The 25,700-nt window shown below is 74.0% G+C and carries 20 protein-coding genes; 14 read left to right on the top strand and 6 right to left on the bottom strand.

Translation table 11 applies throughout. The annotated features are described in order from the left end of the window. Nucleotides 1-46: 46 nt before the first annotated feature. The 5 genes from ABZ815_RS23625 to ABZ815_RS23605 are packed head-to-tail and all read left to right on the top strand — an operon-like array spanning nucleotide 47 to nucleotide 7,130. Entirely contained in the window at nucleotides 47-1,369 is a 1,323-nt protein-coding gene (locus tag ABZ815_RS23625; RefSeq protein ID WP_357701255.1) for an SWIM zinc finger family protein, read from the top strand. Beyond that, on the top strand, nucleotides 1,366-2,703 hold the full coding sequence (locus ABZ815_RS23620; RefSeq protein WP_357701253.1) for a DUF5691 domain-containing protein: 1,338 nt from the start codon (nucleotides 1,366-1,368) through the stop codon (nucleotides 2,701-2,703). Before ABZ815_RS23625 ends, ABZ815_RS23620 begins: the two co-directional genes overlap by 4 nt. Then, nucleotides 2,700-3,764: an AAA family ATPase gene (locus tag ABZ815_RS23615; protein ID WP_357701251.1), complete on the top strand. Its 1,065-nt coding sequence runs from the start codon at nucleotides 2,700-2,702 to the stop codon at nucleotides 3,762-3,764. Before ABZ815_RS23620 ends, ABZ815_RS23615 begins: the two co-directional genes overlap by 4 nt. Then, the gene (locus ABZ815_RS23610; protein ID WP_357701249.1) at nucleotides 3,761-5,986 is read left to right on the top strand and encodes a DUF5682 family protein; all 2,226 of its coding nucleotides are present in this window, start codon (nucleotides 3,761-3,763) and stop codon (nucleotides 5,984-5,986) included. Before ABZ815_RS23615 ends, ABZ815_RS23610 begins: the two co-directional genes overlap by 4 nt. Before the next feature lie 4 nt (nucleotides 5,987-5,990). Next, nucleotides 5,991-7,130: a VWA domain-containing protein gene (locus tag ABZ815_RS23605; RefSeq protein ID WP_357701348.1), complete on the top strand. Its 1,140-nt coding sequence runs from the start codon at nucleotides 5,991-5,993 to the stop codon at nucleotides 7,128-7,130. A gap of 55 nt (nucleotides 7,131-7,185) precedes the next feature. Here the strand turns inward: ABZ815_RS23605 and ABZ815_RS23600 are convergent, their stop codons facing one another. Next, the gene (locus ABZ815_RS23600) at nucleotides 7,186-8,634 is read right to left on the bottom strand and encodes an MFS transporter (protein WP_357701247.1); all 1,449 of its coding nucleotides are present in this window, start codon (nucleotides 8,632-8,634) and stop codon (nucleotides 7,186-7,188) included. A gap of 100 nt (nucleotides 8,635-8,734) precedes the next feature. Here ABZ815_RS23600 and ABZ815_RS23595 point away from each other — a divergent pair, with 100 nt between their 5' ends. The 4 genes from ABZ815_RS23595 (at nucleotide 8,735) to ABZ815_RS23580 (ending at nucleotide 12,701) form a co-directional block, all read left to right on the top strand. Next, nucleotides 8,735-9,463 (top strand): TetR/AcrR family transcriptional regulator, encoded by a 729-nt coding sequence (locus ABZ815_RS23595; protein WP_357701245.1) that lies wholly within the window; start codon nucleotides 8,735-8,737, stop codon nucleotides 9,461-9,463. A gap of 62 nt (nucleotides 9,464-9,525) precedes the next feature. Beyond that, on the top strand, nucleotides 9,526-10,917 hold the full coding sequence (locus ABZ815_RS23590; RefSeq protein WP_357701243.1) for an MFS transporter: 1,392 nt from the start codon (nucleotides 9,526-9,528) through the stop codon (nucleotides 10,915-10,917). A 102-nt stretch (nucleotides 10,918-11,019) separates the two neighbouring features. Further along, the gene (locus ABZ815_RS23585) at nucleotides 11,020-12,024 is read left to right on the top strand and encodes an enolase C-terminal domain-like protein (protein ID WP_357701241.1); all 1,005 of its coding nucleotides are present in this window, start codon (nucleotides 11,020-11,022) and stop codon (nucleotides 12,022-12,024) included. Beyond that, entirely contained in the window at nucleotides 12,021-12,701 is a 681-nt protein-coding gene (locus ABZ815_RS23580; protein ID WP_357701239.1) for a class I SAM-dependent methyltransferase, read from the top strand. The genes ABZ815_RS23585 and ABZ815_RS23580 overlap by 4 nt, the downstream gene beginning before the upstream one ends. 28 nt (nucleotides 12,702-12,729) lie before the next feature. Here ABZ815_RS23580 and ABZ815_RS23575 read toward each other — a convergent pair whose 3' ends face one another. Continuing rightward, complete coding sequence (locus tag ABZ815_RS23575) at nucleotides 12,730-13,704, bottom strand: BtrH N-terminal domain-containing protein (RefSeq protein WP_357701237.1); 975 nt, start codon at nucleotides 13,702-13,704, stop codon at nucleotides 12,730-12,732. A gap of 103 nt (nucleotides 13,705-13,807) precedes the next feature. Here ABZ815_RS23575 and ABZ815_RS23570 point away from each other — a divergent pair, with 103 nt between their 5' ends. Further along, nucleotides 13,808-14,689, top strand: coding sequence for an alpha/beta hydrolase (locus tag ABZ815_RS23570; protein WP_357701236.1), 882 nt, complete (start codon nucleotides 13,808-13,810; stop codon nucleotides 14,687-14,689). Here the strand turns inward: ABZ815_RS23570 and ABZ815_RS23565 are convergent. Continuing rightward, nucleotides 14,675-14,947: a hypothetical protein gene (locus ABZ815_RS23565; protein ID WP_357701234.1), complete on the bottom strand. Its 273-nt coding sequence runs from the start codon at nucleotides 14,945-14,947 to the stop codon at nucleotides 14,675-14,677. The genes ABZ815_RS23570 and ABZ815_RS23565 overlap by 15 nt on opposite strands. A 76-nt stretch (nucleotides 14,948-15,023) precedes the next feature. Continuing rightward, the gene (locus ABZ815_RS23560; protein ID WP_357701232.1) at nucleotides 15,024-16,457 is read right to left on the bottom strand and encodes an LCP family protein; all 1,434 of its coding nucleotides are present in this window, start codon (nucleotides 16,455-16,457) and stop codon (nucleotides 15,024-15,026) included. Nucleotides 16,458-16,613: 156 nt separating this feature from the next. On the opposite strand from ABZ815_RS23560, the gene ABZ815_RS23555 reads away from it, so the two are divergent. Both ABZ815_RS23555 and ABZ815_RS23550 read left to right on the top strand, forming a co-directional pair. Next, on the top strand, nucleotides 16,614-17,489 hold the full coding sequence (locus ABZ815_RS23555) for an enoyl-CoA hydratase-related protein (protein ID WP_357701230.1): 876 nt from the start codon (nucleotides 16,614-16,616) through the stop codon (nucleotides 17,487-17,489). A 1-nt stretch (nucleotide 17,490) separates the two neighbouring features. Continuing rightward, nucleotides 17,491-18,408, top strand: a complete 918-nt coding sequence (locus tag ABZ815_RS23550; protein ID WP_357701228.1) for an alpha/beta hydrolase — start codon at nucleotides 17,491-17,493, stop codon at nucleotides 18,406-18,408. Here the strand turns inward: ABZ815_RS23550 and ABZ815_RS23545 are convergent. Further along, the gene (locus tag ABZ815_RS23545) at nucleotides 18,381-19,874 is read right to left on the bottom strand and encodes a prolyl oligopeptidase family serine peptidase (protein ID WP_357701226.1); all 1,494 of its coding nucleotides are present in this window, start codon (nucleotides 19,872-19,874) and stop codon (nucleotides 18,381-18,383) included. The two genes, ABZ815_RS23550 and ABZ815_RS23545, sit on opposite strands and share 28 nt — an antisense overlap. A 107-nt stretch (nucleotides 19,875-19,981) precedes the next feature. Between ABZ815_RS23545 and ABZ815_RS23540 the strand changes: the two genes are divergently transcribed. Together ABZ815_RS23540 and ABZ815_RS23535 are read left to right on the top strand one after the other, a co-directional pair. After that, on the top strand, nucleotides 19,982-21,091 hold the full coding sequence (locus ABZ815_RS23540; protein ID WP_357701224.1) for an exonuclease SbcCD subunit D: 1,110 nt from the start codon (nucleotides 19,982-19,984) through the stop codon (nucleotides 21,089-21,091). Continuing rightward, nucleotides 21,092-24,610, top strand: coding sequence for an AAA family ATPase (locus ABZ815_RS23535; RefSeq protein ID WP_357701223.1), 3,519 nt, complete (start codon nucleotides 21,092-21,094; stop codon nucleotides 24,608-24,610). Here the strand turns inward: ABZ815_RS23535 and ABZ815_RS23530 are convergent. Further along, entirely contained in the window at nucleotides 24,603-25,652 is a 1,050-nt protein-coding gene (locus ABZ815_RS23530) for a LacI family DNA-binding transcriptional regulator (protein WP_357701221.1), read from the bottom strand. The genes ABZ815_RS23535 and ABZ815_RS23530 overlap by 8 nt on opposite strands. Between the last annotated feature and the right edge of the window lie 48 nt (nucleotides 25,653-25,700).

Below are 25,700 nucleotides of genomic sequence, written 5' to 3'. Positions count from 1 at the left end.
GTGCTCGCCGCGCGAACTGTCGGTCGGCCTGGCTAGTCTGCGGCAGGTGATCGAACGGTGGAGCCGTGATCAGGTGCTCGCCCTCGCCCCCGACGCCTCCTCCCAGAAGGCGGCCCAGGGGGTGGCCGCGGCGGGCAAGTGGTCCTCGCGCGGCACGACGGGCAGCGTCCTCTACGGCGAGTGCAAGGGCAGCGGGTCCAAGCCCTACCTGGCGTGCGTCGACCTGAGCGAGCCCGCCTACCGGTGCAGCTGCCCCAGCCGCAAGTTCCCCTGCAAGCACGCGCTGGGCCTGCTGCTGCTGTGGTCGGCCGACGGCGTGCCCGCCGAGGAGGCCGCGCCGCAGTGGGTGACCGAGTGGCTCGACGGCCGCGCCGAGCGCGCCGCCAGGTCCGCGGCCCGCGTCGAGGCGTCCCGCGCCGATGCGGCCGGGGTGGCCGATGGCGAGGCGGCAGGGAAGGAACGGGTGGAGCGGGCCGAGCGGGCGGAGTCGGTGCGGCACGCGCGGGTGGGGGCCGGGCTGGCGGAGCTGGAGCGCTGGCTGGCCGACCAGATCCGCCAGGGCCTGGCCTCCTCCGCCGAGCACGACTGGGACGGCCTGGCCAAGCGCCTCATCGACGCCCAGGCCCCCGGCGTCGCCGGCCTGGTGTCCCGGCTGACCCAGGTGCGCGCCGAGGACGACTGGCCCGGCCGGCTCCTGGAGGAGTACGCGCTGGTCAACCTCCTCGCCGTCGCCTACCGCCGCCGCGCCGACCTCCCCGGGCCCCTGGCGCAGACCGTCCAGATCCGCACCGGTTTCCCCGTCACGAAGGAAGAGGTGCTGGCCGGGCCGGCGGTGCGCGACCACTGGCACGTGCTCGGCGGGCGCGACGACGAGCACGACCGGCTGACCGCCCGCCGCGTCTGGCTCAAGGGCCGGGCGACCGGCCGGGCGGCGCTGATCCTCTCCTTCGCCCCTCAGGGCCAGCCGCTCGACGCCTCCCTGGTCACGGGCACCACGATCGACGCCGACCTCGCCTTCTACCCGGGCGCCGCCCCCCTGCGCGCCCTCGTCGCCGCCCGCCACCCCGCCACGCCTCTCGCGGCCGGGGCCGCCGGGCGGGTCGGGGTGTCGGCCGACGAGGCGCTCGACGAGGTGGCGCGGGTGCTGGCCGAGGATCCCTGGACCGAGTCGTGGCCGGTCGTGCTGGCCGGCGTCGTCCCCGGCCGGGCGTCGGTCGGGGGGCTGCCGTTGCACCCCCGGGCCCGTGACCCCTGGCGGCTGATCGCCGTCTCGGGCGGCCACCCCGTCACGCTGGCCGCCGAATGGACCCCGCAGGGCCTGCGCCCGCTCACCACCTGGGACGACGAAGGAACGGCGGTGATCCTGTGACCTGGGACGACCTGGCCTCCACGGCCCTCGTGGGCACCGACCGCAGGCCGTACGGAGGAGACCTGCTGGCGGCCGCCGCCGTCGAGACGGCCCGGCGGCGCGCGGGCCGCCGCCCGGTCGGGTCCGCGCCGCCGGAGCCCGCCCCCGCCGAGGAACTGCCCGCCGTCGACCGGCGCGCGGCCGAGCGGCTGGTCCGCATCATGGGCGGCGAGTACGCCCGCCTGCTCCCCGAATGGCTGGCCGCGGCCGCCGCGACCGGCCGCCGGGTGCCCTGCGACGTGCTGCCCGACCTGCTCGAAAGAGGCAGGCGCGACCGCTCGATCCGGGCCCATCTGGGCGTCCTGGCCGGGCAGCGCGGCCGTTGGCTGGCCGGGCTCAACCCGGCGTGGGGCTACCTGCTGGAGGAGCCCACCGGCGAGACGTGGGAGCTGGGCGGCGCCGCCGACCGCCGCGCCCACCTGCGCGCCCTGCGCGCCGCCGACCCCGCCGGGGCCAGGGAGCTGCTGGAGAGCACGTGGGAGCGGGAGACGCCCGACGACCGGGCCGAGTTCGTCGAGCTGCTGGCCGACGGGCTCGGCATGGGCGACGAGCCGTTCCTCGAAGCGGCGCTCGACGACCGCCGCCGCGAGGTCCGCCAGGCCGCCGCCAACCTGCTGACCCGGCTGCCCGGCTCCCGCCTGTCCAGGCGCATGGCCGAGCGGGCGCGGGCCTGCGTGTCGATCTCCGGCTCGACCATCGCCGTCGAGGCGCCCCTGGAGTGCGACCGGGCGATGGAACGCGACGGCGTGCGTCCCAAGCCGCCGCGCGGCATCGGCGAGCGGGCCTGGTGGTTGCAGCAGATCCTGGCCCGCGCCCCGCTGGGCGTCTGGGGCCGGCCGCCGTCCGAGCTGCTCACGATGCGCGTCCCCGACTGGGACGCCGAGGTGAAGGCCGCCTGGGTGCGGGCCGCGGTGCTGCAGAAGGACCCGGAGTGGGCGCGCGCGATGTTCGGCTGGGACCCGATCGCCGACCTGCTCGAAGCGCTCCCGCCGGGCGAGCAGCAGGAGCTCGCCGCCGGCTTCGTCGTCGAGCACGACCTGGACAGCCAGTTGATCATGGTTCTCGGCGGCGTCTCGTCCCAGTGGGGGGAGGGGCTGGCGACGGCCGTCCTCCACAAGATCGTCAAGGTGGCGGCCGTCCAGCCGTGGAACCTCGGCGAGCTGGTCAAGCTGGCGGGCGAGCACATCGACCCCGCCCTGTTCCCGCTGGCCGAGAGCTACTCGCCGGTGGCGCCGATCCAGCAGGTCGCCGCCCTCCTGCGTTTCCGTGCCGACATGTACAAGGAGCTCGCATGACCGTCCTGCGTCCCCACGCCGAAGACCAGTACGCCGAGGAGCTGGCCTACCTGGCCAAGGACGACGACCGTCCCCGGCCCCCCGGCTGGAAGCTGTCGCCCTGGGCGGTGACCCGGTACGTCCTGGGCGACGGCGACCGCGTCACCCCCAAATACGTCGGCGCCCGCCGCATCGTCGAGGTCGCCGTGGCCACGCTCGCGACCGACCGCGCGCTGCTGCTGCTCGGCGTGCCAGGCACGGCCAAGACGTGGCTGTCGGAGCACCTGGCCGCCGCGGTCAGCGGCGACTCGACGCTGCTCGTCCAGGGCACCGCGGGCACCGCGGAGGAGGCCGTCAGGTACGGCTGGAACTACGCCAGGCTGCTGTCGGAGGGCCCGTCGTTCGAGGCGCTGACCCACTCGCCGGTGATGCGGGCCATGGCCGAGGGGCGGGTCGCCCGGGTCGAGGAGCTGACCCGCATGCCCTCCGACGTCCAGGACGCGCTGATCACCGTCCTGTCGGAGAAGACGCTGCCGATCCCCGAGCTCAACCGCGAGGTGCAGGCCGAGCGCGGCTTCAACGTCATCGCCACCGCCAACGACCGCGACCGGGGCGTCAACGAGCTGTCCAGCGCCCTGCGCCGCCGGTTCAACACCGTCGTGCTCCCCGTGCCCGCCGACGCCGAGGAGGAGGTGCACATCGTCGCCCGCCGCGTCACCGATCTGGGCCGTGCGCTGGAGCTGCCGGAGACCACCACCGGCCTGGCCGAGATCCGGCGCGTGGTGACCGTCTTCCGCGAGCTGCGCGCCGGCGTCACCGAGGACGGCCGCACCAAGGTCAAGTCGCCCAGCGGCACCCTGTCCACGGCCGAGGCGATCTCGGTGCTCACCAGCGGCATCGCACTGGCCGCCCACTTCGGCGACGGCGTGCTGCGGCCGTCCGACGTGGCGGCCGGGATCGTGGGCGCGGTGGTGCAGGAACCGGTCTCCGACCGGGTGGTGTGGCGCGAGTACCTGGAGACCGTGGTGCGCGAGCGTCCCGACTGGCGCGACTTCTACCGCGCCTGCCGCGAGGTGTCATGAGCACCGTGTCCGTCCTGGGCGTGCGCCATCACGGCCCCGGCTCGGCCCGCGCGCTCCGGCGTGAGCTCGAACGCCTGCGCCCCGACGCGATCCTCGTCGAGGGGCCGCCGGAGGCCGACGCGCTCGTGGCGCTCGCACCCGACCTGGAGCCGCCGATCGCGCTGCTCGCGCACGTGCCCGGCGCTCCGGCGAAGGCCGCGTTCTGGCCGTTCGCGGAGTTCTCCCCCGAATGGCAGGCGATCCTGTACGGCGTCGCCGCCGGCGTCCCGGTGCGTTTCTGCGACCTGCCCGCCGCCCACTCCCTGGCCGACGAGGCCGAGGGCGAGGAGGAGGCCGAGGCGGGGGGCGACGGGCTGCGTACCGACCCCATCGGCGCGCTGGCGGCCGCCGCCGGGCACGACGACCCCGAACGCTGGTGGGAGGACGTCGTCGAGCACCGCGGCGACACCCCCTTCGAGGCGATCGCCGAGGCCATGGCCGCCGTGCGCGAGGGGCACGAGCCGACCGGCCGGGAGGCCAGGCGCGAGGCGTACATGCGCAGGACGCTGCGCGCGGCGATCAAGGAGGGGTTCGGCACGATCGCGGTGGTCTGCGGCGCCTGGCACGTGCCCGCGCTGACCGGTCCGCTGCCCCCGGCCTCGGCCGACAACGCGCTGCTGCGCGGGATGCCGAAGGTGAAGGCCGAGCTGACCTGGGTGCCGTGGACGTACGGACGGCTGGCCTCCTGGAGCGGCTACGGCGCGGGCATCACCTCGCCGGGCTGGTACCACCACCTGTTCGCCGCCCCCGACCGGCCGGTCGAGCGCTGGCTCACCGAGGCCGCCGCCGTGCTGCGCGAGGAGGGCCTGCCGGTCTCGTCCGCGCACGTCATCGAGTCCGTGCGCCTGGCCGCGACCCTGGCGGGGCTGCGCGGCAGGCCGCTGGCCGGGCTGGGCGAGGTCACCGAGGCGGCCCGGGCGGTGCTGTGCGAGGGCGACGACCTGGCCGTCGAGCTGATCCAGCGGCGCATGGTCGTCGGCGACCGGCTGGGCCACGTCACCGACGGCACCCCGATGGTCCCGCTCCAGCGCGACCTGCGCGAGCAGCGGCGGCGGCTCAAGCTCCGGCCCGAGGCCCTCGACCGGGAGCTCGACCTCGACCTGCGCAAGCCGCTCGACCTGGAGCGCAGCCACCTGCTGCACCGGCTGCGGATGCTGGAGGTGGGCTGGGGCACGCCGGGCCAGGCGCGCGGCAAGGGCACGTTCAGGGAGTCGTGGACGCTGCAGTGGCGGCCCGAGCACGACCTCGCGCTCATCGAGCACGCCGCCCTCGGCACCACCGTCGCCGCCGCGGCCGCGCAGCGGGCCCGCGACCTGGCCGGGGCTACGTCGGCGGCGCTCGCCGACCTGACCGCGCTGGTGGAGCTGTGCCTGCTGGCCGACCTGCCGAAGGCGCTGCCCGGCGTGCTCGCCGCGCTGTCGGCCAAGGCGGCGCTGGACACCGACGTCACGCACCTGATGGCGGCGCTGCCCGCGATGGTGCGCGCCCACCGCTACGGCGACGTGCGCGGCACCTCGGCCGAAGGGCTGGCGGTGATCGTGCGCTCGATGCTCGACCGGATCTGCGTCGGGCTGCCGGTGGCGGTCACCGCGCTCGACGACGACGCGGCGGCCGGGCTGCTGAAGCACGTCGACGCCGTCCACGCCGCCGTCGCCCTCCTCACCGAACCTGCCGCCGAGGCCGCTGATGACGCGGCCGGTGAGGGGGCGTCGCCGGGCGGGCGGTGGCTGGGCACGTTGCGGGGCATCGCCGACCGGCCTGACCTGCACGGTCTCATCGAGGGCCGGCTCACCCGCCTCCTGCTCGACTGCGGCGAGCTCGACGACGCGGGCGACCGCATGTCCAGGGCCATGTCCCGGGGCCAGACCCCGGTCAGGGCGGCGGCCTGGGTCGAGGGCTTCCTGTCCGGTGGCGGCCTGCTCCTGGTGCACGACCCGCGCCTGCTGGGCCTGGTCGACGCCTGGCTGACCGCGCTGCCCGCCGACCAGTTCACCGACGTGCTGCCGCTGCTGCGCCGCACGTTCGGCGGGTTCGCCGCGCCGGAGCGGCGGGCCGTCGGCGAGCGGGTGAGCGCGGCGGGCCGCACGGGCGACCCCGGCGGCGCGGAGCCGGACGTGGACGAGCGGCGCGCGGCGGGAGCCGTGGCGACCGTGCTGGCGATCATCGGGAGAGACCGTGGATGAGCGCATGCGCAGGTGGCGGCTGGTGCTCGGGGGCGGCGACGCCGACGGCACCGGCCGCGCCCTGGAGGGTGCCGACGCGCAGATGGACGCGGCCCTGGCCGCCGTCTACGACCAGGACGGCCGCGAGGGGCAGAGCCGTCGCGAGGGCGGCCTCGGGGCGTCCGCGCCGCGGGTGGCCCGCTGGCTGGGCGACATCCGGACGTACTTCCCGTCCACGGTCGTCCAGGTCATGCAGAAGGACGCGATCGAGCGGCTGAACCTCACCAGGCTGCTGCTCGAACCGGAGATGCTGGAGGCCGTCGAGCCCGACGTGCACCTGGTCGGCACGCTGCTCGCGCTCAACCGGGTCATGCCCGCCCAGGCCCGCGAGTCGGCCAGGGCCGTGGTGCGCAAGGTGGTCCAGGAGCTCGAACGCCGCCTCGCCGACCGTACGCGGGCGGCGGTGACGGGCGCGCTCGACCGTTCCGCGCGTACGCACCGGCCCAAGCGGGTGGCCGACATCGACTGGGACCGCACGATCCGGGCGAACCTCAAGAACTACCTGCCGGAGCGGAACACGGTCGTCCCGTCGCGGCTGGTCGGCTACGCGCGCAGGCAGCGGTCGGTGCAGCGCGAGGTGGTGCTCTGCATCGACCAGAGCGGTTCGATGGCGGCCTCGGTGGTGTATTCGAGCGTGTTCGGGGCGGTCCTGGCCTCGATGCGGTCGCTGAAGACGTCGCTCGTGGTGTTCGACACGGCGGTGGTCGACCTGACCGAGCAGTTGCACGACCCGGTCGAGCTGCTGTTCGGCACCCAGCTCGGCGGCGGCACCGACATCAACAGGGCCATCGCCTACTCCCAGGGGCTCATCACCCGTCCGGCCGACTCGATCTTCGTCCTGATCAGCGACCTGTACGAGGGCGGTGTGCGCGAGGAGATGCTGCGCCGGGTGGCGGCGATGACGCAGGCCGGCGTGCAGGTGATCGTGCTGCTCGCGCTCTCCGACGAGGGCGCGCCCTTCTACGACCACGAGAACGCCGCCGCGCTGGCCGCGATGGGCGTGCCCGCCTTCGCCTGCACCCCCGACGCCTTCCCCGACCTGATGGCCGCCGCCGTCGAACGCCGCGACCTCACCCGGTGGGCCGAGCGTCACGCCGGCGGCTGAGAAAGGCCGAGGCCGCGGCTCCACCCCCGCAGGGGAGCCGCGGCCGGGTCAGCGCTCAGTGGCCGGCCTGTTCGGGGCGGGCCTTGCGCGGCATGAGGAACGACAGGGCGAAGGTGATCGCCAGCAGCCCGATCTCGACCCAGACGGTCACCTGCATGGCCGAGCCGAAGCTCCACTGATCCTTGAGCAGGTTGAAGAAGAGCGTGCCGAGGACGGCGGTGCCGAGCGCGCCGCCGAGCTGCTGGACGGCGGTCATCGTGCCCGAGGCCGACCCCGACTCGTGCGGCTCGACCCCGGCCAGCACGATGTCGAAGAACGGCGCCATGGTCAGGCCCATGCCGATGCCGACCAGCGCCAGCCCGGGGGCGAGCTGCCAGACGCCGACGTCGGTGCCGGCCAGGTGGATGGTCACCCCGAGCACGGCCGCGCCGGCGGCCATGACGACCACGCCGATCTGCAGCAGGCCGCGGCCCAGCTTCTCCTGGAGCCCGGACATGGCCAGGCCGAAGCCGATCACGCCGCCGACCGCCTGGGGAAGGCTGGCCAGGCCGGCCTTGAGCGGGCTGAAGTGCAGGCCGGCCTGCATGTAGATGCTGAAGACCAGGCTGAGGCCGATCATGCCGGAGAAGAACGCCAGGCCGGCCACCAGGCCGCCGGAGAAGGCCCGCTTGCGGAAGAGGCTGGGGGTGACCAGCGGGTCCTTGCCGGAGGCGGCGCGGCGCGACTCGTACCTGCCGAACAGGGCGAAGACGACCAGCGAGGCGGCCATCGAGACGAACGTCCAGGCGGGCCAGCCGAGCTCGCGGCCCTGGATCAGCGGGTAGATCAGCAGGAATCCGGCGACCGAGACCAGGCCGACGCCGACCAGGTCGAGCCTGGTGGCGTTCGAGAGGCGGTACTCGGGCAGGAAGCGGATGCCGGCCAGCGCGGCGGCCAGGCCGAGCGGCAGGTTGATCAGGAAGATCATGCGCCAGCCGGTGCCGAAGAAGTCGGCGTCGACCAGCCAGCCGGCCAGCACGGGGCCGCCGACCGACGAGATCGTCATGACGGGCCCGAACATGCCGAACGCCTTGCCCATCTCCTGCGGCGGGAACATCTCCTTGATCAGGCCGAGGCCCTGGGGCAACATCACGGCGCCGAACAGGCCCTGCAGCACCCGGCTGGCGATCAGCATCTCGGGGCTGCCCGCCACGCCGCACAGCAGCGAGGCGGCGGTGAAGCCGAAGGCGCCGATGAGGAACATGCGCTTGCGGCCGAACAGGTCACCGAGCCGCCCGCCGGTGACCAGGCCGACGGCCATGGCCAGCGTGTAGCCGGCGCCGAGCCACTGCACGAGGCTGTCGCTGCCGCCCAGGTCGGCGCGGATGGTGGGGGCGGCGATCGTGGTGATCAACGCGTCGAGCAGGTCCATCACCTCGGCGGCGAGGATCACGAAAAGGGCGGCCCAGCGCCACCGGTAGGGCGCGACGGCCTCCGTGGCCTGCGCCGAGTTGGTCACTGTCATCGGGGGAACTCCTTAAGAACGCTGTTCTTGATACGAACACTGTTCGTTACGAACACCGTTTTAGTAGCGAACAGCGTTCGTGTCAAGTACAGTGTTCGCCATGGGGAGCAAGGAAGAAGCCGTGCCGGTGCCGCCGTGGCGCAAGTCCCGCAAGCCCGCGCCGATCAGGCGGCAGCTCAGCCAGGACCTCATCGTCGAGACCGGGCTGCGCGTCCTCGACGCCGAAGGGCTCGACGCGCTGAGCATGAGACGCGTCGCCCAGGAGCTCGACACCGGCCCCGCCTCCTTGTACGCGCACGTCGCGAACAAGGAGGAGCTGCTCGAACTCGTCTACGACCGCGTCCTCGGCGAGATCCGGCTGCCCGAGCGCGACCCCGGCCGGTGGAAGGACCAGCTCAGGGCGTACGCGCTGGAGGTCTACCGGGTGCTGAACAAGCACGCCGAGGTCGCCAGGGCGGCCCTGGCGAACATCCCCACGGGCGAGAACTCGCTGCGCACCGGCGAGTTCGTGTACGGGCTGATGGTGGAGGCCGGGATGCCGCCGCGCGAGGCCGCCCTGTGCCTCGACCGCCTGTCCCTCTACCTCATCGGCGACGCCTACGAGGGCTCGGTGCACATCAGCCGGCTGCGCGCCTCGGACATGTCCACGCCGGAGGAGTACTTCACCGCGTTCGCGACCCAGATCGCCGACTACTACCGCGCCCTGCCGCGCGACCGCTTCCCGTACCTGGTCGAGCACATCGACGACCTGATCGCCGCCGACGGCGAGGAACGTTTCCGCTACGGCCTCGAACTGCTCCTCGACGGCATCGAGTCCCGCATGCCTTAGGCCCAATTGCCTAGGCCCCGCGCCCGATGTGCCGACGCGCGGTTCCCCCTACTTTTACGGTCATGACAACGACTGTTGAACCGATCGAAGACGTCGCCCCGGCCCCGGCCGGCGTGCTGTCCGCGCAGTACCGGGCGCTCAGCGTCGGCCTGGTCGCGCTCGTCATGCTGGTGGCCTTCGAGGCGATGGCGGTGGCGACCGCGATGCCCATCGTGGCCGGCGACCTGGGCGGCATGGCCCTGTACAACCTGGCCTTCAGCGCCACTCTGGCGGCCAGCGTGATCGCGACCGTGCTCGGCGGCCGGTGGAGCGACGTGCGGGGGCCGGTGCAGCCGATCGCCGTCGGCGTGGCCACCTTCGTGGCCGGGCTCCTGGTGGCCGGGTTCGCACCGACGATGGAGGTGCTGGTCGCGGGCCGTTTCGTGCAGGGGCTCGGCGCCGGGTTGATCCAGGTCTCCCTGTACGTGCTGGTCGCCCGGGTCTTCCCGGGGGCCATGCATCCCAAGGTGTTCGCCTTGTTCTCGGCCGCCTGGGTGGTGCCCTCCATGATCGGCCCGGCCATCGCCGGGTTCGTCGTGGAGAACGTGAGCTGGCGGTGGATCTTCCTCGGCGTCTCCGCCCTGGTCATCCCCTCGGCCCTGCTGTTGTGGCGCGGCACCGCCGGCCGTTCGGCCGAGCGCGGCTCCGCCGAACCCGCCCCCGGCCTCGGCCGCAAGCTCGTCTGGGCCATGCTGACCGCCGTCGCCGCCGCCCTCATCCAGTACGGCAGCGCCCTGGAGCTGGCCGGCCTGCCGCTGCTCGTGGCCGGCATCGTGCTGCTGATCGTGGCCCTGCCCAAGCTGCTGCTGCCCGGCTCGCTGCGCGCCGCCCGCGGCCTGCCGACCGCTCCCGTGCTGCGCGGCCTGGCCTACGGCTCGCTCATGGCAGCCGAGGTGCTCATCCCGCTCATGCTGATCCACGAGCGCGGCCTGACCGCCACCGGCGCGGGCGTCGTCCTCACGGTCGGCGCACTCGGCTGGTCCACCGGCTCCTGGATCAAGGGCCGCGGCACGATCAGCCACATGACCGCCATCCGCGGCGGCGCCGCGATGATCGCCGTCGGCATCACGCTGGTGTCGCTCGTGCTCGTCGACTCCCTGCCCATCGCGGTCGCCTACGTCGCCATGGCCATCTCCGGCCTCGGCATCGGCGCGCTGCACCCCACGGTGTCCGTGCTGGTGCTGGAGATGTCCAAGGAGGGCGAGGAGGGGCAGAACAGCGCGGCCGTGGGCGTCGGTGAGTCGGTGTTCACCGTGGTCGCCGTCGCGGTCAGCGGCGCCCTGTTCACCGCCACCGGCGAGAACTACGCAGTGGGGCTCGGATTCACCGTCGTGCTCGCCGTCCTGGCCTTCGTGCTGGCCCCCCGTTTTGTGCAGTCCGCCAAGGCAGGCACTATGGAAGGGACCGCGTCATAGTGATGAGAACGTCAAAGTGCTGAGAACGCTGCCAAACGCATCGGCGTGGACGGCCTTCACCAGGCGCGACGACTCTCTCGTCATGGCTAAAGGGGGGTTCTCATGCCGCGAGTGCGGGAGCTGGAGGTCTTCCGGCTGGTCCTGCCGTACGGCGCGAGGACGGAGAGCCTGCTCGTCAAGCTCACCGACCACGGCGGCATGACCGGCTGGGGCGAGGCCGTCTCACCCGAGCCCAAAGCCTGGTCGCGGCTGGAGGAGTCACTGGCCGCGCTGCTGATCGGCGTCGACTGGGAGCACCCCGACGCCGTGCCGAGCGGCGACCCGGCCGTCGACATGGCCTGCTGGGACCTGTGGACCAGGATGCGCGGCGTGCCGCTCGCGCACGCCATCGGCGGCACCCGAACCTCGGTGATGGCCACCGTGCGGCTGGCGCCCGACCCGTCCGTCGAGAGCCTGGTCGCCCGTGTCAACCAGCAGGTCTGCGCCGGTTACGGGCACGTCACCCTCGACATCAGGCCCGGCTGGGACGTCGAGCCCGTACGCGCGGTGCGGCAGGCCTACCCCGCGCTGACCCTGGCCGTCGACGGCGGCAACGCCTACTCCGACCTCGGCCAGCTCGTCGCCCTCGACTCCTACGGCCTTGAGGTCATCGAGCGGCCCTTCCCGCTCGGCGACGTCCACGCGCACGCCGCGCTGCAGGACGACGTGTCCGCCTCGGTCGCCGTCGAGGTGCGCTCGACCGCGGAGCTGGACGACTACCTGACCCTGCGCGCCGCCAGGGTCCTCCTGCTGCGGCCCACCGCCTTCCCGTCGCTCTCGGAGGCCCGCCGGGCGCACGACCGCGCCGCCGCCGCGGGCTGGGACATCCAGTGCACGGGCGGTCAGGGAGCGGGCCTGGCCAGGGCGGCCACGGTGGCGGTCGCGAGCCTGCCGGGCTGCACGCTGCCGTGCGACGTCACCCAGCCGCCCAAGCAGAACCAGATCGTCACGCCGCTGGTCGGCGCGAACGCGGGCGTCATCGCCGTCCCGCTCACCCAGCCCGGCCTGGGCCACACGATCGACGAGAGCCGCCTGAGCCGCCTCGCCAAGGAGTCGTTCCACGCATGACCGCCCCTGACCCCGCCGCCGACTCCGACCTCGACCCCGACGCCGACGCCCGGCGGCTGGCCGCCCGGTCGCTCGCGGACGGCGATCCGACCGGCTGGTTCGAGCGCCTCTACGCCGAGTCGGCGACCGGCGACGCGATCGTGCCGTGGGACACGCGTACCCCGCACTTCCTGCTCGTGGAGTGGGCCGCCGACCGGAAGCCCGGCGACGGGCGGGCGCTCGTGGTGGGCGCGGGCCTGGGCGACGACGCCGAGCACGTGGCCGCCCTCGGTTACGCGACGGTCGCCTTCGACGTCAGCGAGTCGGCCGTGCGCCTGGCCCGCGAGCGTTTCCCGGACAGTGCCGTCGAGTACGTCACCGCCGACCTGCTCGACCCGCCCGCCGCCTGGCGGCACGCCTTCGACCTGGTCGTGGAGATCATGACGGTGCAGGCCCTGCCCGAGGCGCTGCACGCCCCCGCCACCGAGAGCGTCGCCGCGTTCGTCCGTCCCGGGGGCACGCTGCTGGTGATCGCGTCGGGCCGCGAGCACGGCGGCCCGGTCGGCGGCCCGCCGTGGCCGCTGACGCCTTCGGAGATCGCGGCGTTCGCGACCGGCGGGCTGACGGCGGAGCGGATCGAGGACCTGCGCGACGGCGGTCGCCACCGCTGGCGCGCCACCTTCCGCCGCCCCCGCTGACCCGCGTCCTGAGCGTCCGGCGGGAAGCTCAGGACACCTCGTACAGCGTCTCCATCGCCAGCCGCTCGCGTTCGGCCAGGTCGTACAGCAGCGACCCGGCCTCGTCGAGCGGCTGCTGCCGGCCCGTCTCCCCGGACTGGGCCAGCAGGTCCGCCACCTGGCTCCACTTGGGCGCCAGCGCCATGTACGCCTGGCAGGCCGTCTCCAGGGCCTTGCCGGGCGCGATCGTCTGGGCCTCGGCCAGGAACTCGGTGTAGAGGTTGCGGAAGAACGCGCCGCCGGTGCCGCCCCGCTCCATGAGGTTGGCCGTACGCGTGAGCTGCGCGGTCGGCCCGCGTTCCAGCCAGGTGGGGACGAGCGCGGCGGCCTGCTCGATGCCCCGGTAGCCGACGTTCCTCATCGCCGGGTTGAGGAAGGCGGCGGCGGTGGACCGGACGGCCTCCTTGATGGCGTACGGCAGGTCGGGCTCGGCGCACGGCCCCACCGTGTACGACAGGTTGTGCGCCGTCATCGGCCCGGTCGCCGCGCGGGCGCGTTCGAGCGAGTCGAGCGGCACCCGGTTGCGCGTGCCCTGCTGGGCGGTGTCAACGAGGTGGGCGTGGCCCTCGTCGTAGCCGACCATCGCGACGTAGTGGCCGCCGAAGTGGTAGGGCGTCCTGATGTAGTCGAGGTGGTAGCAGTCGAGCCGGAGCCCGACGGGGGTGCCCTCGTCGAGGTGGCGGCGTACGTTCGACCAGGCCGTGATGGGGGAGGACGTCTCCTGCGTGTCCAACGTGAACCCGAGCGCCGAGGCCAGCTTCTCGGTGATCGCGTGCGGCTTGACCCGGCCGCCGATCAGCGGGACGTCCAGCGAGCCGCTGTCCCAGTAGACGAAGCTCAGCCCCTCGCCCAGCCCGAACAGCATCGACTCAGACAACTCCACGCCCGCGTGCCGCAGCAGGGTGCCGGCGGTGGTCGTCTCGCAGTGACGCCCTTCAAAGGGCGGGACCAGATCGATGAGCACAAGCCAAGTGTGCCGGATGACCTGCGGATTCACCCGTCGGCGGCTCCGGCGCGCCCGGAAAACCGGTGGATGCCCCCCGAGGTGCTCACGCGATGATGGGCGCATGACCACGTTGATCGAACGCCCTGCCCGCACCGGCGCGGAACGGCTGCCCGGCGGCCGGCTTCTGGGCTGGGCCGAATGGGGGCCGGCGGACGGGACGCCGGTCCTGCTCTCCCCGGGGGCCGCCACGAGCCGCCGGCTCGGCATGGGCGCGGCGGCGCCCGGCGACCTCGGCGTGCGCCTGATCTCCCTCGACCGGCCCGGACTGGGCGCCTCCACCCCCGCGCCGGGCCGCACGTTCGCGGACTTCGCCGCCGACGTGGAGGTCTTCGCCGGGCGTCTGGGCCTCGGGCGTCCCGCCATGGTCGGCAACTCGCAGGGCGCGCCGTTCGCGCTGGCCTGCGCCGCCGCCGGCGTGGTCGGCGCGCTGGCCCTGGTCTCCGCCGCCGACGAGGTGGCCGCCCCGCGCTTCGCCGACGCGCTGCCCGACGAGCTGCGGCGGCTGACGGAGCTGTCCACGCACGACCCGCAGGCCGCCGAGCAGGTCTTCGCGGGCTTCACCCCGCAGGCCATGTGGGACCTGGTGATGGGCGGCAGCCCCGCCTGCGACCTGGCCGTCTACCAGGGCCCGGAGTTCGCCGACGGGTACCGCGAGGCGCTGGGGGAGGCGTTCGCGCAGGGGCCGGCCGGTTACGCCCGCGACACCGTCCTGGCGATGGGCCGCTGGGGCATCGACCTGTCGTCGATCACGGTGCCGGTCGACGTCTGGTACGGCGAGCATGACGCCACCCACTCGCCCGACCAGGGGGAGGGGCTGACCGCCCGCATCCCGGGAGCCGTGCGGCACGTCGTGCCCGGCGTCGGCGGCGCCCTGCTGTGGACGCACCCCCACCGGATCCTGCGCGCCCTCCTGGAACGCCTTCCGGCCTCAGCCGCCCGTTGAGCCCTGACCGAAGGTGATCACCATGTACCGGCCGTTGGAGTAGCTGACCACGGGCCGCCCGAGCAGCTCGCCCACCTTGCGGGCGACCCCCTGGAACACCTCCACCAGCTCCGGGGTGTCGGCGCTCACCCTGAACCGCCCGTTCTCGGCGAGCTGCTGGGCCACCAGGGGGACGAAGCCGGCCTCGGCCCGCGCTCTCTCGTCGGCGTCGAGAGGGGTGTGCCGGATGGCGGGTGACGTGCCGAGGGGGTGGGACATCGCGAATCTCCTCCAGATTTGCCGGTCCGTCCAGGATGCCATCGGTGACCGGGGCTCCGGAGCGTCTCGCGCGGACTCAGCCCGCCCCGCACCCCTCGGTGAGCCCCTTCGTCGGCGGCCCGGACTTCCCCGGTTCGGCGGACTTGCCGGGCTTGGGGGAGGACGTGCCGTCCGACGCCGACGGGGTCGCCGAGGCCGCGACGGCGGACGTGGCCGCGGTCGAGTCGCGGACGGCCTTGGCGGTCAGCTCGCGGATCTTGTCCCAGTCGGGGTAACCGGTGCTGATCAGCGGCGGCACGAACTGCAGGCTCGTCACCTTCGCGTTCTTGACCTTGAGCGCCAGCGGCACCAGGTTCGTCAGCATCGAGCGCGGGATGTCGGTCCTGATCAGCTCCTTGGCGGCCAGCGCGATCCGGTTGAACCGGGCCAGCACGGTCGCCGGGTCGGCCTGGCCCAGCAGCGCGCCGAGCACGCAGCGCTGCCGCCGCATCCTGGTGTAGTCGTCGCTGAACGTGCGCGAGCGGGCGTACCACATCGCGTCGGCGCCCTTGAGCTTCCTGGTGCCGGCCTTGACCAGGCCCTCGTTGTACTTGCCGAACACGACGTCCTGCTCGACGGTGATGGTGATGCCGCCGATGGCGTCGATGAGACGGGCGAAGCCCCACATGTTGACCAGGGCGTACCAGTCGATCTCCAGGCCGAGGGTGTAGCCGATGGTCTCCATGAGCACCTGCGGGCCCTGGTGCCGGCGGCCGCCGAAGATCTCCGGGTGGGCGTCGGCGTACTCCCAGACGCTGTTGAGCAGGTCGCTGCGGCCGCCGCCGGGGTCGGCCGGCAGGCGGAAGCCGCCGGGGAACCGCTGGGCCATGGGCGTGCCGGGGCGGAAGCGCACGTTCTCCAGGTTGCGCGGCAGGCTGACCAGCACGGTGTTGCCGGACTTCACGTCGATGCTGGCCACGTTCATGCTGTCGGTGCGCACGCCGGTGCGGTTGTCGTCGGCGTCGCCGCCGAGGAGCAGGAGGTTGACCCGCTCCCGCCCGGTCCACGGGTCCTCCGGCGGCTTCTGCCCGGCCTGGACGGGGGACTCGACCGGCTCGGGGCCGGTGAAGATGTCGCCGAGGGTCTTCTGGTAGGTCCACACGTTGTTCGCGACAACCCCGAACGGCACCACCACCACGACGGCGAGCAGCCCGGCCAGCGTGCCGGCCAGGATCTGGCCGCTCTGCGGCAGCCGTCCGGGACGCAGCACCACGAAGGAGTGCACGATCACGACGAACCAGGCGACGCCCAGCGACACGGCCCCGACGACGATCGCGGTCAGCCACGAGTCCTGGGTCAGCGAACCCAGCAGGTTGTCGGTCGTCAGCGCCACCGCCAGCAGTGCAAACAGCCCGGCGACGTAGCACGAGAGCAGGATCAGGCCGGTCCGGCGCCGGCCGGCGCGCAGATGGGCGGCCCCGGGCGCCAGCGCCGAGAGCGCCAGCCAGCCGAGGACCGCTGCCGCGCTCACCGGTCTCCTGCCCTGCATGCCATCCTGCACGCCATCCCCGTTTCCCCGAAGTCCACCGTAACCCGCAGGCACGAACAGCGCGGGCAGCCTACGCATTGGATGCGAAATATGTCTTTATCGGAGGGTGAACATCGGTAACCGAATAAGATTCGGGTCATGGCCTTCTCCGAGATCGAGTACCACGTGGCCGATCGCGTCGCCACCATCACACTGTCTCGCCCCGAGCGGCTCAACGCGTTCACCTTGACCATGCGCGCCGAGCTGATCAGCGCGTTCGACCTCGCCGACGCCGACGACGACGTGCGCGCGGTGGTGGTCACGGGGGCCGGACGCGCCTTCTGCGCCGGGGCCGACCTGAGCGGCGGCGGCGACACCTTCGACCACCGGGCGCCCGGCCATGGGGAGAAGGCCGAGCTGGTCGACGGCGCGCCGCGCGACGGCGGCGGCACGGTCGCGCTGCGGATCGCCGCCTCGCTCAAGCCCGTCATCGCCGCGATCAACGGCCCGGCGGTGGGCGTGGGCGTCACGATGACACTGCCCATGGACGTGCGGCTGGCCGCCGAGAGTGCCAGGTTCGGGTTCGTGTTCGCCCGGCGCGGCATCGTCACCGAGGCGGCGTCGAGCTGGTTCCTGCCCCGGGTGGTCGGCATCTCCCGGGCCATGGAGTGGGCCGTGACCGGCCGGATCTTCCCCGCCGCCGAGGCGCTGGAGGGCCGCCTGGTGTCACGGGTGCTGCCCGACGACGAGCTGCTGCCCGCCGCGTACGCGCTGGGCCGCGAGATCGCCGGCAACACCTCGGCCGTCTCCGTCGCCGTCGTGCGCAGGCTGATGTGGTCGGGCCTGTCGGCGGCCTCGCCGTGGGAGGCGCACGCGGCCGACTCCAGGCTCATGGCCGAACTCGGCGGCGCGGCCGACACGGTGGAGGGGGTGACGGCGTTCCTGGAGAAGCGCCAGGCCGACTTCCCGATGAAGGTAAGCACCAACCTTCCGCCCGGCATCCCCTCATGGCCGGACAATCCATATTCTGTCTGATATGTACGAGATCACCGTTCTCCCCATGCAGCCCGACTTCGAGGGCGAGGTCGTCGCGACCCTGATTGCCAGGAAGGCCGGTTCGCGCAGGGCGGTGCTCTACGTCCACGGGTTCACCGACTACTTCTTCCAGGACCATCTGGCCGACTACTACGTCCAGCGCGGCATCGACTTCTACGCCCTCGACCTGCGCAAGTACGGCCGCTCACTGCTCCCGCACCAGACCAGGGGGCTGATCAGGAGCATCACCGACTACTTCCCCGAGATCGACGAGGCAGTCCGCCTCATCCGCCGCGACCACGACGAGCTGACCGTCAACGCCCACTCCACCGGCGGCCTGATCGCCGCGCTGTGGGCCGACCGCGTCCGCGGCCGGGGGCTGGTGCAGGGGCTCGTGCTCAACAGCCCGTTCCTCGACCTCAACGTGCCCGCCCCGCTCCGGCTGGCCGCCGACCTGCTCAAAACCCCGATGTCCTACGTCCGCCGCCCGCTGCCCCTGGGCATCAGCACCGCCTACGGCCAGAGCCTGCACCGCACCGAGCAGGGCGAATGGGACTACGACCTGGAGCTCAAGCCGCTGGTCGGGTTCTCCGTGCACGGCATGTGGCTGGCCGCCGTCCGGCGGGCCCAGCGGCGGCTGCACCGGGGACTGGCGGTGGACGTGCCGGTGCTCGTCCTGGCCTCCTCGACCGGCCTGCGGGTCCGCGACTTCGTGCCCGAGGCGCGCTCGGCCGACATCGTGCTCGACCCCGCCCACATGGCCCGCTGGGCCACCTCGATCGGCCCCCACGTCACCTGCGTGCGGATCCAGGACGGCCTGCACGACCTGGTGCTGTCGGCCGAGCCCGCGCGCAAGCAGGTCTTCGCCGAGCTGGACCGCTGGATGAACGCCTACCAGGGGAACGCGAACAGGCCGTAGTAGGCCGCCGCCACCAGCAGCAGCCCGGTGCCGCCGAGCACGCCGCCGATCGCCACGTACTGCCACCGGGTCGGCTGCATGCCCTCGCGCAGCGCCGACACGTACGCGGCCACCGCCGTGACCTCCTGGACCAGCATGAGCACGGCCAGCACGCGGACCACCAGCCAGCCCGCCAGCACGGCCGGCCAGGCGCCCGCCTGGTTCACCGAGAACAGCACCAGCAGCGTGATGAACGCCACGACCGACGCCAGCAGGCCGAGGCCCGTCCACGCCATCCTGCGCAGCCTGCGCCGGATCGGCGGCCACAACCGGGCGTTGGTCTCCACGGGCGGCCTGCCGTGGCCGCGCAGCCGGACGACCATCGCCGCCACCGGGCCCGCCACGTACCCGACGGCGGCCAGGCAGATGGTCAGCCCGAGCATCGTGCCGCCGGCGTACCAGGGGGCCGCGGGCACGTCGCTGGCCTCGAACCGCTGGACCGGCGTGCTGCCCGCCATGTGCACGGACGGCCTGGCGGTGGCGGGCAGGCCGGTGATCCAGTTGGCCAGGGTCTCCAGGTAACCCCTGGTGAACGGGCCGCCGTTGACCCGCATCGCGTGGTCGCCCTGGTCCATGAAACGGATCGTGTACCGGTCGTTGCCCGCCTCGGTGAGCGCCGTGACCAGCGCCCTGGTGGACTCCACGAAGGGGATCGAGGGGTCGGTCGTGCCGTAGAACGCCAGGACCGGCTGCCTGACCTGCCGTAAGGCGGGCATCGCGTCGTAGCGCAGGAAGTTGAAGCCGACGCCGCCCATCGCCCTGGTCAGCAGGTCACGGGCGCCGATGGGGGCGTGCAGCCGTACCAGCTGCTCGTTCAGGGCCCAGGCGACCTGCCGCAGCGGCGAGACGTTCGGCGAGGAGACGAGCACCGTGAAGCCCACCGCCGCGCTCTTGGCCGCCGCGATCGGGACGACCCAGCCGCCCTCGCTGACCCCCCACAGCCCGACGCGCGCGGCGTCCACCTCCGGCCGGGTGCGCAGGTACTCCACCATGCGCAGCGCGTCGTCGGCGAGCAGGCCGAAATCGCGTTCCCGGAAGTCGTAGCCGACCGTGCGCTTGTCGAACGCGATCGTCGCCACGCCCGCCCTGGCCAGGAACTCCGCCTGCGGCGTGAACTCCGTCCGCGACCCGTTGCCCGATCCCGACACGAACACCATCGCCGGGTGCGGGCCGGGCGTGAGCGGCACGCGTAAGGTGCCCTCCAGACGCTGGCCCTCGGCCGGCAGCGAGATCTCCTCCCGCCGCACGGGGTCGGCGGAGACCACCGGGCGCAGCTCGTCCGCCGGTTGCGCCGGGATCGCCGCGAACGCCGGGTCCGCCTTCAGGGGCGGCGGGTCGAACGCGGGCGGCAGCACGTAACCGACTGACGCAAGAGCCACCAGCACCAGGCCGGCGGCGACGCTCAAGGTGCCACGGCCAGTGCGCATCGGCCTCCCCATGTGCGTTGGTTTGCCCGCCGATCATCCAGCCTACTCCCGGCTTCTGTGACGGGAGGGGCCGCATTTGTCGGTGAGAGATGTTAGCTTCCTGCGACATGCGGATCCTGCACACCTCCGACTGGCACCTCGGGCGCTCCTTCCATCGGGAGAGCCTGCTCGGGGCGCAGGCCGCGTTCGTGGACCACCTGGTCGAGACGGTGCGCGCCGAGCGCGTCGACGTCGTGGCCGTCTCCGGCGACGTCTACGACCGCGCCCTGCCGCCGGTCGACGCGGTGGCCCTGCTCTCCGACGCGCTCGCCCGCCTGCGCGCCGCCGGGGCGCGGGTGGTCCTGATCAGCGGCAACCACGACTCGGCGCTGCGGCTGGGGTTCGGGTCGGCGCTGTTCGAGTCCTCGGGGGTGCACGTCCGCACCGAGCCCGACCGGTCGTGGGAGCCGGTGCTGGTCGGCGACGTCGCCTTCTACGGCATCCCCTACCTGGAACCGGAGCTGGTGCGCGCCCCCTGGCAGCTGCCCGACCGCGGCCACACCGCCGCGCTCTCCCACGCGATGAGCCGCGTCCGCGCCGACGCCGTACGCCATCGGGCCGCCGTCGTGCTGGCCCACTGCTTCGTGACCGGCGGGCAGGCCAGCGACAGCGAGCGCGACATCAGCGTGGGCGGCGTCTCCCACGTGCCCCTGTCGGCCTTCGACGGCGTCGACTACGTCGCGCTCGGCCACCTGCACGGCCGCCAGCGCATGTCCGAGACCGTCCGCTACTCCGGCTCCCCGCTGGCCTACTCCTTCTCCGAGACCGGCCACGTCAAGGGCTGCTGGCTGGTCACACTCGGGTCGGGCGCGGAGTTCGTGCCCGCGCCCGTGCCCCGGCCGGTCGGGCGGCTCCGAGGCGACCTCGACGACCTGCTCACGCAGCCCGCCTTCGCCTCCTACGAAGACCACTGGCTGCAGATCACCCTGACCGACGCCGTCCGTCCCAAGCAGGCCATGGACCGGCTGCGCGCCCGCTTCCCGCACGCCCTCGCGCTGTCCTTCGAGCCGGTGGGCGCCGCGCCGGCCGCCGGGCCGGTGAAGGTCAGCGGGCGGCCCGAGGCGGAGGTCGCCCTCGACTTCGTCCGCGAGGTGCGCGGCGAGCCCGCCGCGCCCGAGGAGGAAGACCTGCTCAGACGGGCGATCGAGGCGTCGCGGGTGAAGGAGGTGATGGCGTAGATGCGACCCCACCGGCTCTCCCTCACGGCCTTCGGCTCCTTCCCCGGCACCGAGACGGTCGACTTCGACGCCCTGACCGAGGCCGGCCTGTTCCTCATCCACGGGCCCACCGGGGCGGGCAAGACCACGATCCTCGACGCGCTCTGCTTCGCCCTCTACGGCGTCGTGCCCGGCCAGCGCAACAGCGCCCGCAGCCTGCGCTGCGACCACGCGCCCGCCGGCACCGGGCCGTCGGTGACGCTGGAGGTCTCGATCCGGGGCCGGTCGCTGCGCATCCGGCGGTCGCCGTCCTGGCAGCGTCCCAAGCTGCGCGGCGCCGGGTTCACCGAGGAGAAGGCCAAGGTCGTCGTCGAGGAGCGCCACGGGTCGGCCTGGCAGGGGCTCACGACCCGGCTCGACGAGGCGGGCGACCTGGTGGGCGGGCTGCTCGGGATGAACGCCGAGCAGTTCTGCCAGGTGGTGATGCTGCCGCAGGGCGACTTCGCCAAGTTCCTGCGCGCCGACGGCGACGACCGCTCCCGGCTGCTGGAGCGGCTGTTCACCGTCAAGGTGTTCACCCAGGCCGAGTCATGGCTGGCCGAGCTGCGGCGGGCCACGGGGCGGGAGGAGCAGGAGCTGGGGCGGGAGGTGGCCTTCGCCGTCAAGCGCCTGGAAGAGGCCGCCGGGCCCGCCCTCTTCGACGTGCTCGCCGTCGGCGGGCCGCCGTCGGCGGACGACGATCCGCTCGCGTGGGCGGGCGCGCTGCTCGACGCGGCGCGGGCCGTCGTCCACCGGTGCGAGGAGCGGCACGCCGCCGCGGGCGAGGCCGCGCGGGCGGCGCGGTCGCGGTTCGAGCAGGCCGCCGCCCTCGCCGAACGCCGGCGCCGCCACGCCGAGGCCCTGACCCTGCGCCGCACCCTCGACGAGCGCGCCGACGAACGCGCCGACCTCCAGGCCGTCCTCGACGACGCCGTCCGCGCCGACCGGGTGCTCCCGCTGGTCACGGCCGCCGGGCAGCGCGCCGAGGCCGCAGCCAAGGCCCGCGCCATGGTCGCCGACGCCCTGGCCCGCGCCCGCCACCTCCTCACCCCACCGGCCCGGCGCGACGGCGGGCCCGCGGGCGGCGGGGGGCCGTCGGTGGAGGAGCTGGAGAGCCTGGAACGGGAGCGGCGGGCCGAGCCGGCCCGGTTGTCCGAGCTGCTCACCGAGGAGGCCCGGCTGTCGGTCGTCCGGCGCGACCTGCTGCGGGTGGAGCAGGAGCTGGCCGAGCTGGTCGGAGCCGACGAGGCCGTGGCCGCGCGGCTCGGCGTCCTGCCGGGGCTGATCGAGGAGGCCGAGGGCAGGCTCGCCGGCGCGCGGGTGGCCGCGGCGCGCATCCCGGCGGCCCAGGCCGTACGCGACGCCGCCGCCGACCTGATCGACGTCGACCGCGAGCTCACCGCCCTGGCCGGCGAGCTCGAAACGCTGGCGCGGCGCGAGGCCGAGGTGTCGGCCGCCGAGGCCGAGCTCCCCGCCCGGCTGGCCGAGGCGAGCGCCGCCCTGGCCGAGGTGCGCGCCGAGGCGGCGGCCGTCCCCGCCGCCGCCGCGCAGCTCGACGCCGCCCGTTCCGCCCTGGAGGCCGCGCACCGCCGCGACGCCCTGGCCGCCGAGCTGGAGTCGGCCGCCGCCGCCCACCAGGCCCTGGTCGACCGCGCCCAGGAGACCCGCGAACGCTGGCTCGACCTGCGCCAGGCCAGGATCGACGGCATGGCGGCGGAGCTGGCCCGCGACCTGGCCGACGGGCGTCCGTGCGCGGTCTGCGGCTCCGAGCACCACCCCATGCCCGCCTCACCGGCCCCCAGCGCCCCCTCGCCCGAGGACGAGCACGCCGCCGAGACCGCCCACGAGTCGGCCGCGGCCGACCGGGAGGCCGCCGAGCGCGTTCTGGCCTCGATCGAGTCCCGGCTCGCCGACGCCTCGGAGGCCACCGAGGGGCTGTCCGCCGACTCCGCCTCCGAACGCGTGCTCGCGGCCGAGCGGGAGCTGGCCCGGCTGCGGTCGGTCGCCGACCGGGAGCCCGTCCTCGCCGACGCGCTCGACCGCCTCGAAGGCGAGCGCGACCACGTCAGAGACCAGGCCAGGGAGATCGCCGAGGCGCTCGCCGCCCACCACGCCCATCGCACCCGGCTCACCGCCGAGCGCACTCGTCTGCACACCCGGCTCGCCCAGACCCTCCACCCTTCCCAGCCGGACGGCCCCCTCGCGGCGGACGGGCCCGGGACGGCCGACGCCGACACGGGTTCCGAGGTCGACGGGGTGCGGGTGCTGAGGGCAGCCGAGGAGGAGCTGCGGCGGCTGGCGGCGGTGGCGGCCAGGGAACCGGGTGCGGCGGCCGAGGTGGCCGCGCTCGGCCGCGAACGTGCCGAGCTCGAGGAACAGGGTCGGCGCGTCACGGCGCGGCTGGCGGCCGGACGTACCAGGCAGGAGGAGTTGAGCGGCGACGCCGGGCGGCTGACGGCACGGCTCGACGCGGCCCGGGGCGGAGACCCGACCCTGACGGCCCGCCTGTCCAGGCTCCACGACGAGGCCGAGCTGTTGCGGGAGGCGCTGGAGGCCACCAGGGCGTCGGTCGCGGCGGCCGGCGAACTCGACTCCGCCGTCGAGGCGGCCGAGCGGGCGGCGGCCGAGGCCGGGTTCGCCGACGCGCGGGAGGCGGAGGAGGCGTACCGGAGCCCGGCCGAGCGGGAGGGCAGGGCGGAGCTGCTGCGGCGGCTGGACGACCAGCACGCCGCCGTCACCGCCCTGCTGGCCGACCCCGAGCTGGTCGCCGCCGCCGCCGAGCCCGAGCCGGACCTGGCGGCGGCCGGGGCCGAGCGGGACACGGCGGAGGAGGCGTACACGCGGCTGGCCAGCGAGCGCGACCGGGCGGTGGCCAGGGCCGGACGCCTCGCCGAGCTGCGCGAGGAGCTGGCGGCGCGCATCGAGCGGTGGCGCCCCGCGGCCGAGCGGCACCGGCTGGCCGAACGCATGGCGGCGCTGGCCTCGGGCACGTCCGGCGACAACCAGTGGAACATGAGCCTGACGTCGTTCGTGCTGGGGGAGCGGCTCAGGCAGGTCGTCGACGCCGCCAACGAACGCCTCGACCACATGTCGTCCGGCCGCTACCTGCTCCGGCACGACCTGCGCAAGACCGCCGGATCGCGGGCGCGTTCGGGCGGCGGGCTGGGCCTGAAGGTGGCCGACGCCTGGACCGGCGTCGACCGCGACCCGGCGACCCTGTCGGGCGGCGAGAGCTTCATCACCTCGCTCGCGCTCGCGCTCGGCCTGGCCGACGTGGTCACGGCCGAGGCGGGCGGCGCGGAGGTCGGCACGCTGTTCGTGGACGAGGGCTTCGGCACCCTCGACGAGGACACCCTCGACGACGTGCTCGACATCCTCGACGGGCTGCGCGACGGCGGCCGCGCGGTCGGCATCGTCAGCCACGTCGGCGAGCTGCGCACGCGCATCCCCGTGCAGCTCAAGGTGGGCAAGACCCGCAGAGGCTCGACACTGGTCAGCTAGCCGGCGGCGCGGTCGAGGCGCGCACGATCAGCTCGTACGGGAACAGCCGCCGCTCCGGCCGGGCCGCGGCCCCCGACAGCAGCAGCCGCCCGGCCGCCTCCCCGATCTCCTGCTTGGCCTGCCGGATCGTGGTGAGCCCCGCCTCCTCGGCCGCGCTGTCGGAGAACCCGACGACCGACAACTCGCCCGGCACGTCGAGGCCCAGGTCGGCGGCGGCGTCGAGAACGCCGAGGGCGAGCACGTCGGTGTTGGTCAGGATCGCCGTGGGGCGGGGGTCCAGCCGCAGCAGCGCGTGGCCGGCCTTCCTGCCCGCCTCCCGCGAGTTCCTGGCGACCTCGTAGCAGGGCACGTCGTCCCAGTCGAGGCCGGCCTGCTCGCAGGCGGCCTGGTAGCCGCCGCGCCGGGCGCGCATCGCCGCGAACACCGCGCCCTCCTGGCGGGCGCGGTCGGCCCAGCCGGTGTGGCCGTCGTCGTGCAGGCCGACCATCGCCACCGCGACCCGCCGGTGCCCGAGGCCGAGCACGTGCGCGGCGGCGGCGGCCCCGGCGGCGGGCTCGTCGATGCCGACGAAGGGGTGGCCGGGCACGTACGGCTCGTCCACCACGACGACGGGCAGCTTCCTGGCCAGCACCTCGGCCAGCGCCGGATGGCCGTCGGGCAGCGAGACCACGCAGAACGCGTCGACCACCGCGTCACGCACGGTGTCGCTGCGCCGGTCGCCGTGCGGCAGCGGCAGGATGAGCAGGCCGACGCCCGCCTCCTCGGCCGCCGTGGCGAGCCCCCGGAAGAACCCGAGCGCGTACGGGTCGGCGAAGGCGTAGGCCAGCGTCTCGCTGAACAGCAGGCCGAGCGCGCCGGCGCGGCCGAGCCGGAGCGAGCGCGCCGTCGGGTTGGGGCCCGCGTAGCCGAGTTCGTCGGCCACCTCCAGGATGCGCCGCCGCAGCCCGTCGCTGAGCTGGTCGGGCCGGGAGAAGGCGTACGACACGGTGGCGCGGGACACGCCGAGCCTGTCGGCGATCGTCTGCAGGGTGACCCTTGCCATCGTCCAACCGTATCGAACGGCCTTGCCGGTGCGTTCTTAATTGATTAA

It is taken from the genome of Nonomuraea sp. NPDC047529, from assembly GCF_040642995.1.
In the GTDB taxonomy this organism is placed as follows: Bacteria; Actinomycetota; Actinomycetes; order Streptosporangiales; family Streptosporangiaceae; genus Nonomuraea.
Note: the sequence above shows the minus strand (reverse complement) of the source record. Positions and strands in the feature narration are given on the sequence as shown.

Bases quoted from the DNA above. Each gene is read 5' to 3' on its own strand.
- ABZ815_RS23615 (WP_357701251.1), top strand. From the start codon at position 2,700: ATGACCGTCCTGCGTCCCCACGCCGAAGACCAGTACGCCGAGGAGCTG.
- ABZ815_RS23610 (WP_357701249.1), top strand. From the start codon at position 3,761: ATGAGCACCGTGTCCGTCCTGGGCGTGCGCCATCACGGCCCCGGCTCG.
- ABZ815_RS23605 (WP_357701348.1), top strand. From the start codon at position 5,991: ATGCGCAGGTGGCGGCTGGTGCTCGGGGGCGGCGACGCCGACGGCACC.
- ABZ815_RS23600 (WP_357701247.1), bottom strand. From the start codon at position 8,634: ATGACAGTGACCAACTCGGCGCAGGCCACGGAGGCCGTCGCGCCCTAC.
- ABZ815_RS23595 (WP_357701245.1), top strand. From the start codon at position 8,735: ATGGGGAGCAAGGAAGAAGCCGTGCCGGTGCCGCCGTGGCGCAAGTCC.
- ABZ815_RS23590 (WP_357701243.1), top strand. From the start codon at position 9,526: ATGACAACGACTGTTGAACCGATCGAAGACGTCGCCCCGGCCCCGGCC.
- ABZ815_RS23585 (WP_357701241.1), top strand. From the start codon at position 11,020: ATGCCGCGAGTGCGGGAGCTGGAGGTCTTCCGGCTGGTCCTGCCGTAC.
- ABZ815_RS23580 (WP_357701239.1), top strand. From the start codon at position 12,021: ATGACCGCCCCTGACCCCGCCGCCGACTCCGACCTCGACCCCGACGCC.
- ABZ815_RS23570 (WP_357701236.1), top strand. From the start codon at position 13,808: ATGACCACGTTGATCGAACGCCCTGCCCGCACCGGCGCGGAACGGCTG.
- ABZ815_RS23565 (WP_357701234.1), bottom strand. From the start codon at position 14,947: ATGTCCCACCCCCTCGGCACGTCACCCGCCATCCGGCACACCCCTCTC.
- ABZ815_RS23555 (WP_357701230.1), top strand. From the start codon at position 16,614: ATGGCCTTCTCCGAGATCGAGTACCACGTGGCCGATCGCGTCGCCACC.
- ABZ815_RS23550 (WP_357701228.1), top strand. From the start codon at position 17,491: ATGTACGAGATCACCGTTCTCCCCATGCAGCCCGACTTCGAGGGCGAG.
- ABZ815_RS23545 (WP_357701226.1), bottom strand. From the start codon at position 19,874: ATGCGCACTGGCCGTGGCACCTTGAGCGTCGCCGCCGGCCTGGTGCTG.
- ABZ815_RS23540 (WP_357701224.1), top strand. From the start codon at position 19,982: ATGCGGATCCTGCACACCTCCGACTGGCACCTCGGGCGCTCCTTCCAT.
- ABZ815_RS23535 (WP_357701223.1), top strand. From the start codon at position 21,092: ATGCGACCCCACCGGCTCTCCCTCACGGCCTTCGGCTCCTTCCCCGGC.
- ABZ815_RS23530 (WP_357701221.1), bottom strand. From the start codon at position 25,652: ATGGCAAGGGTCACCCTGCAGACGATCGCCGACAGGCTCGGCGTGTCC.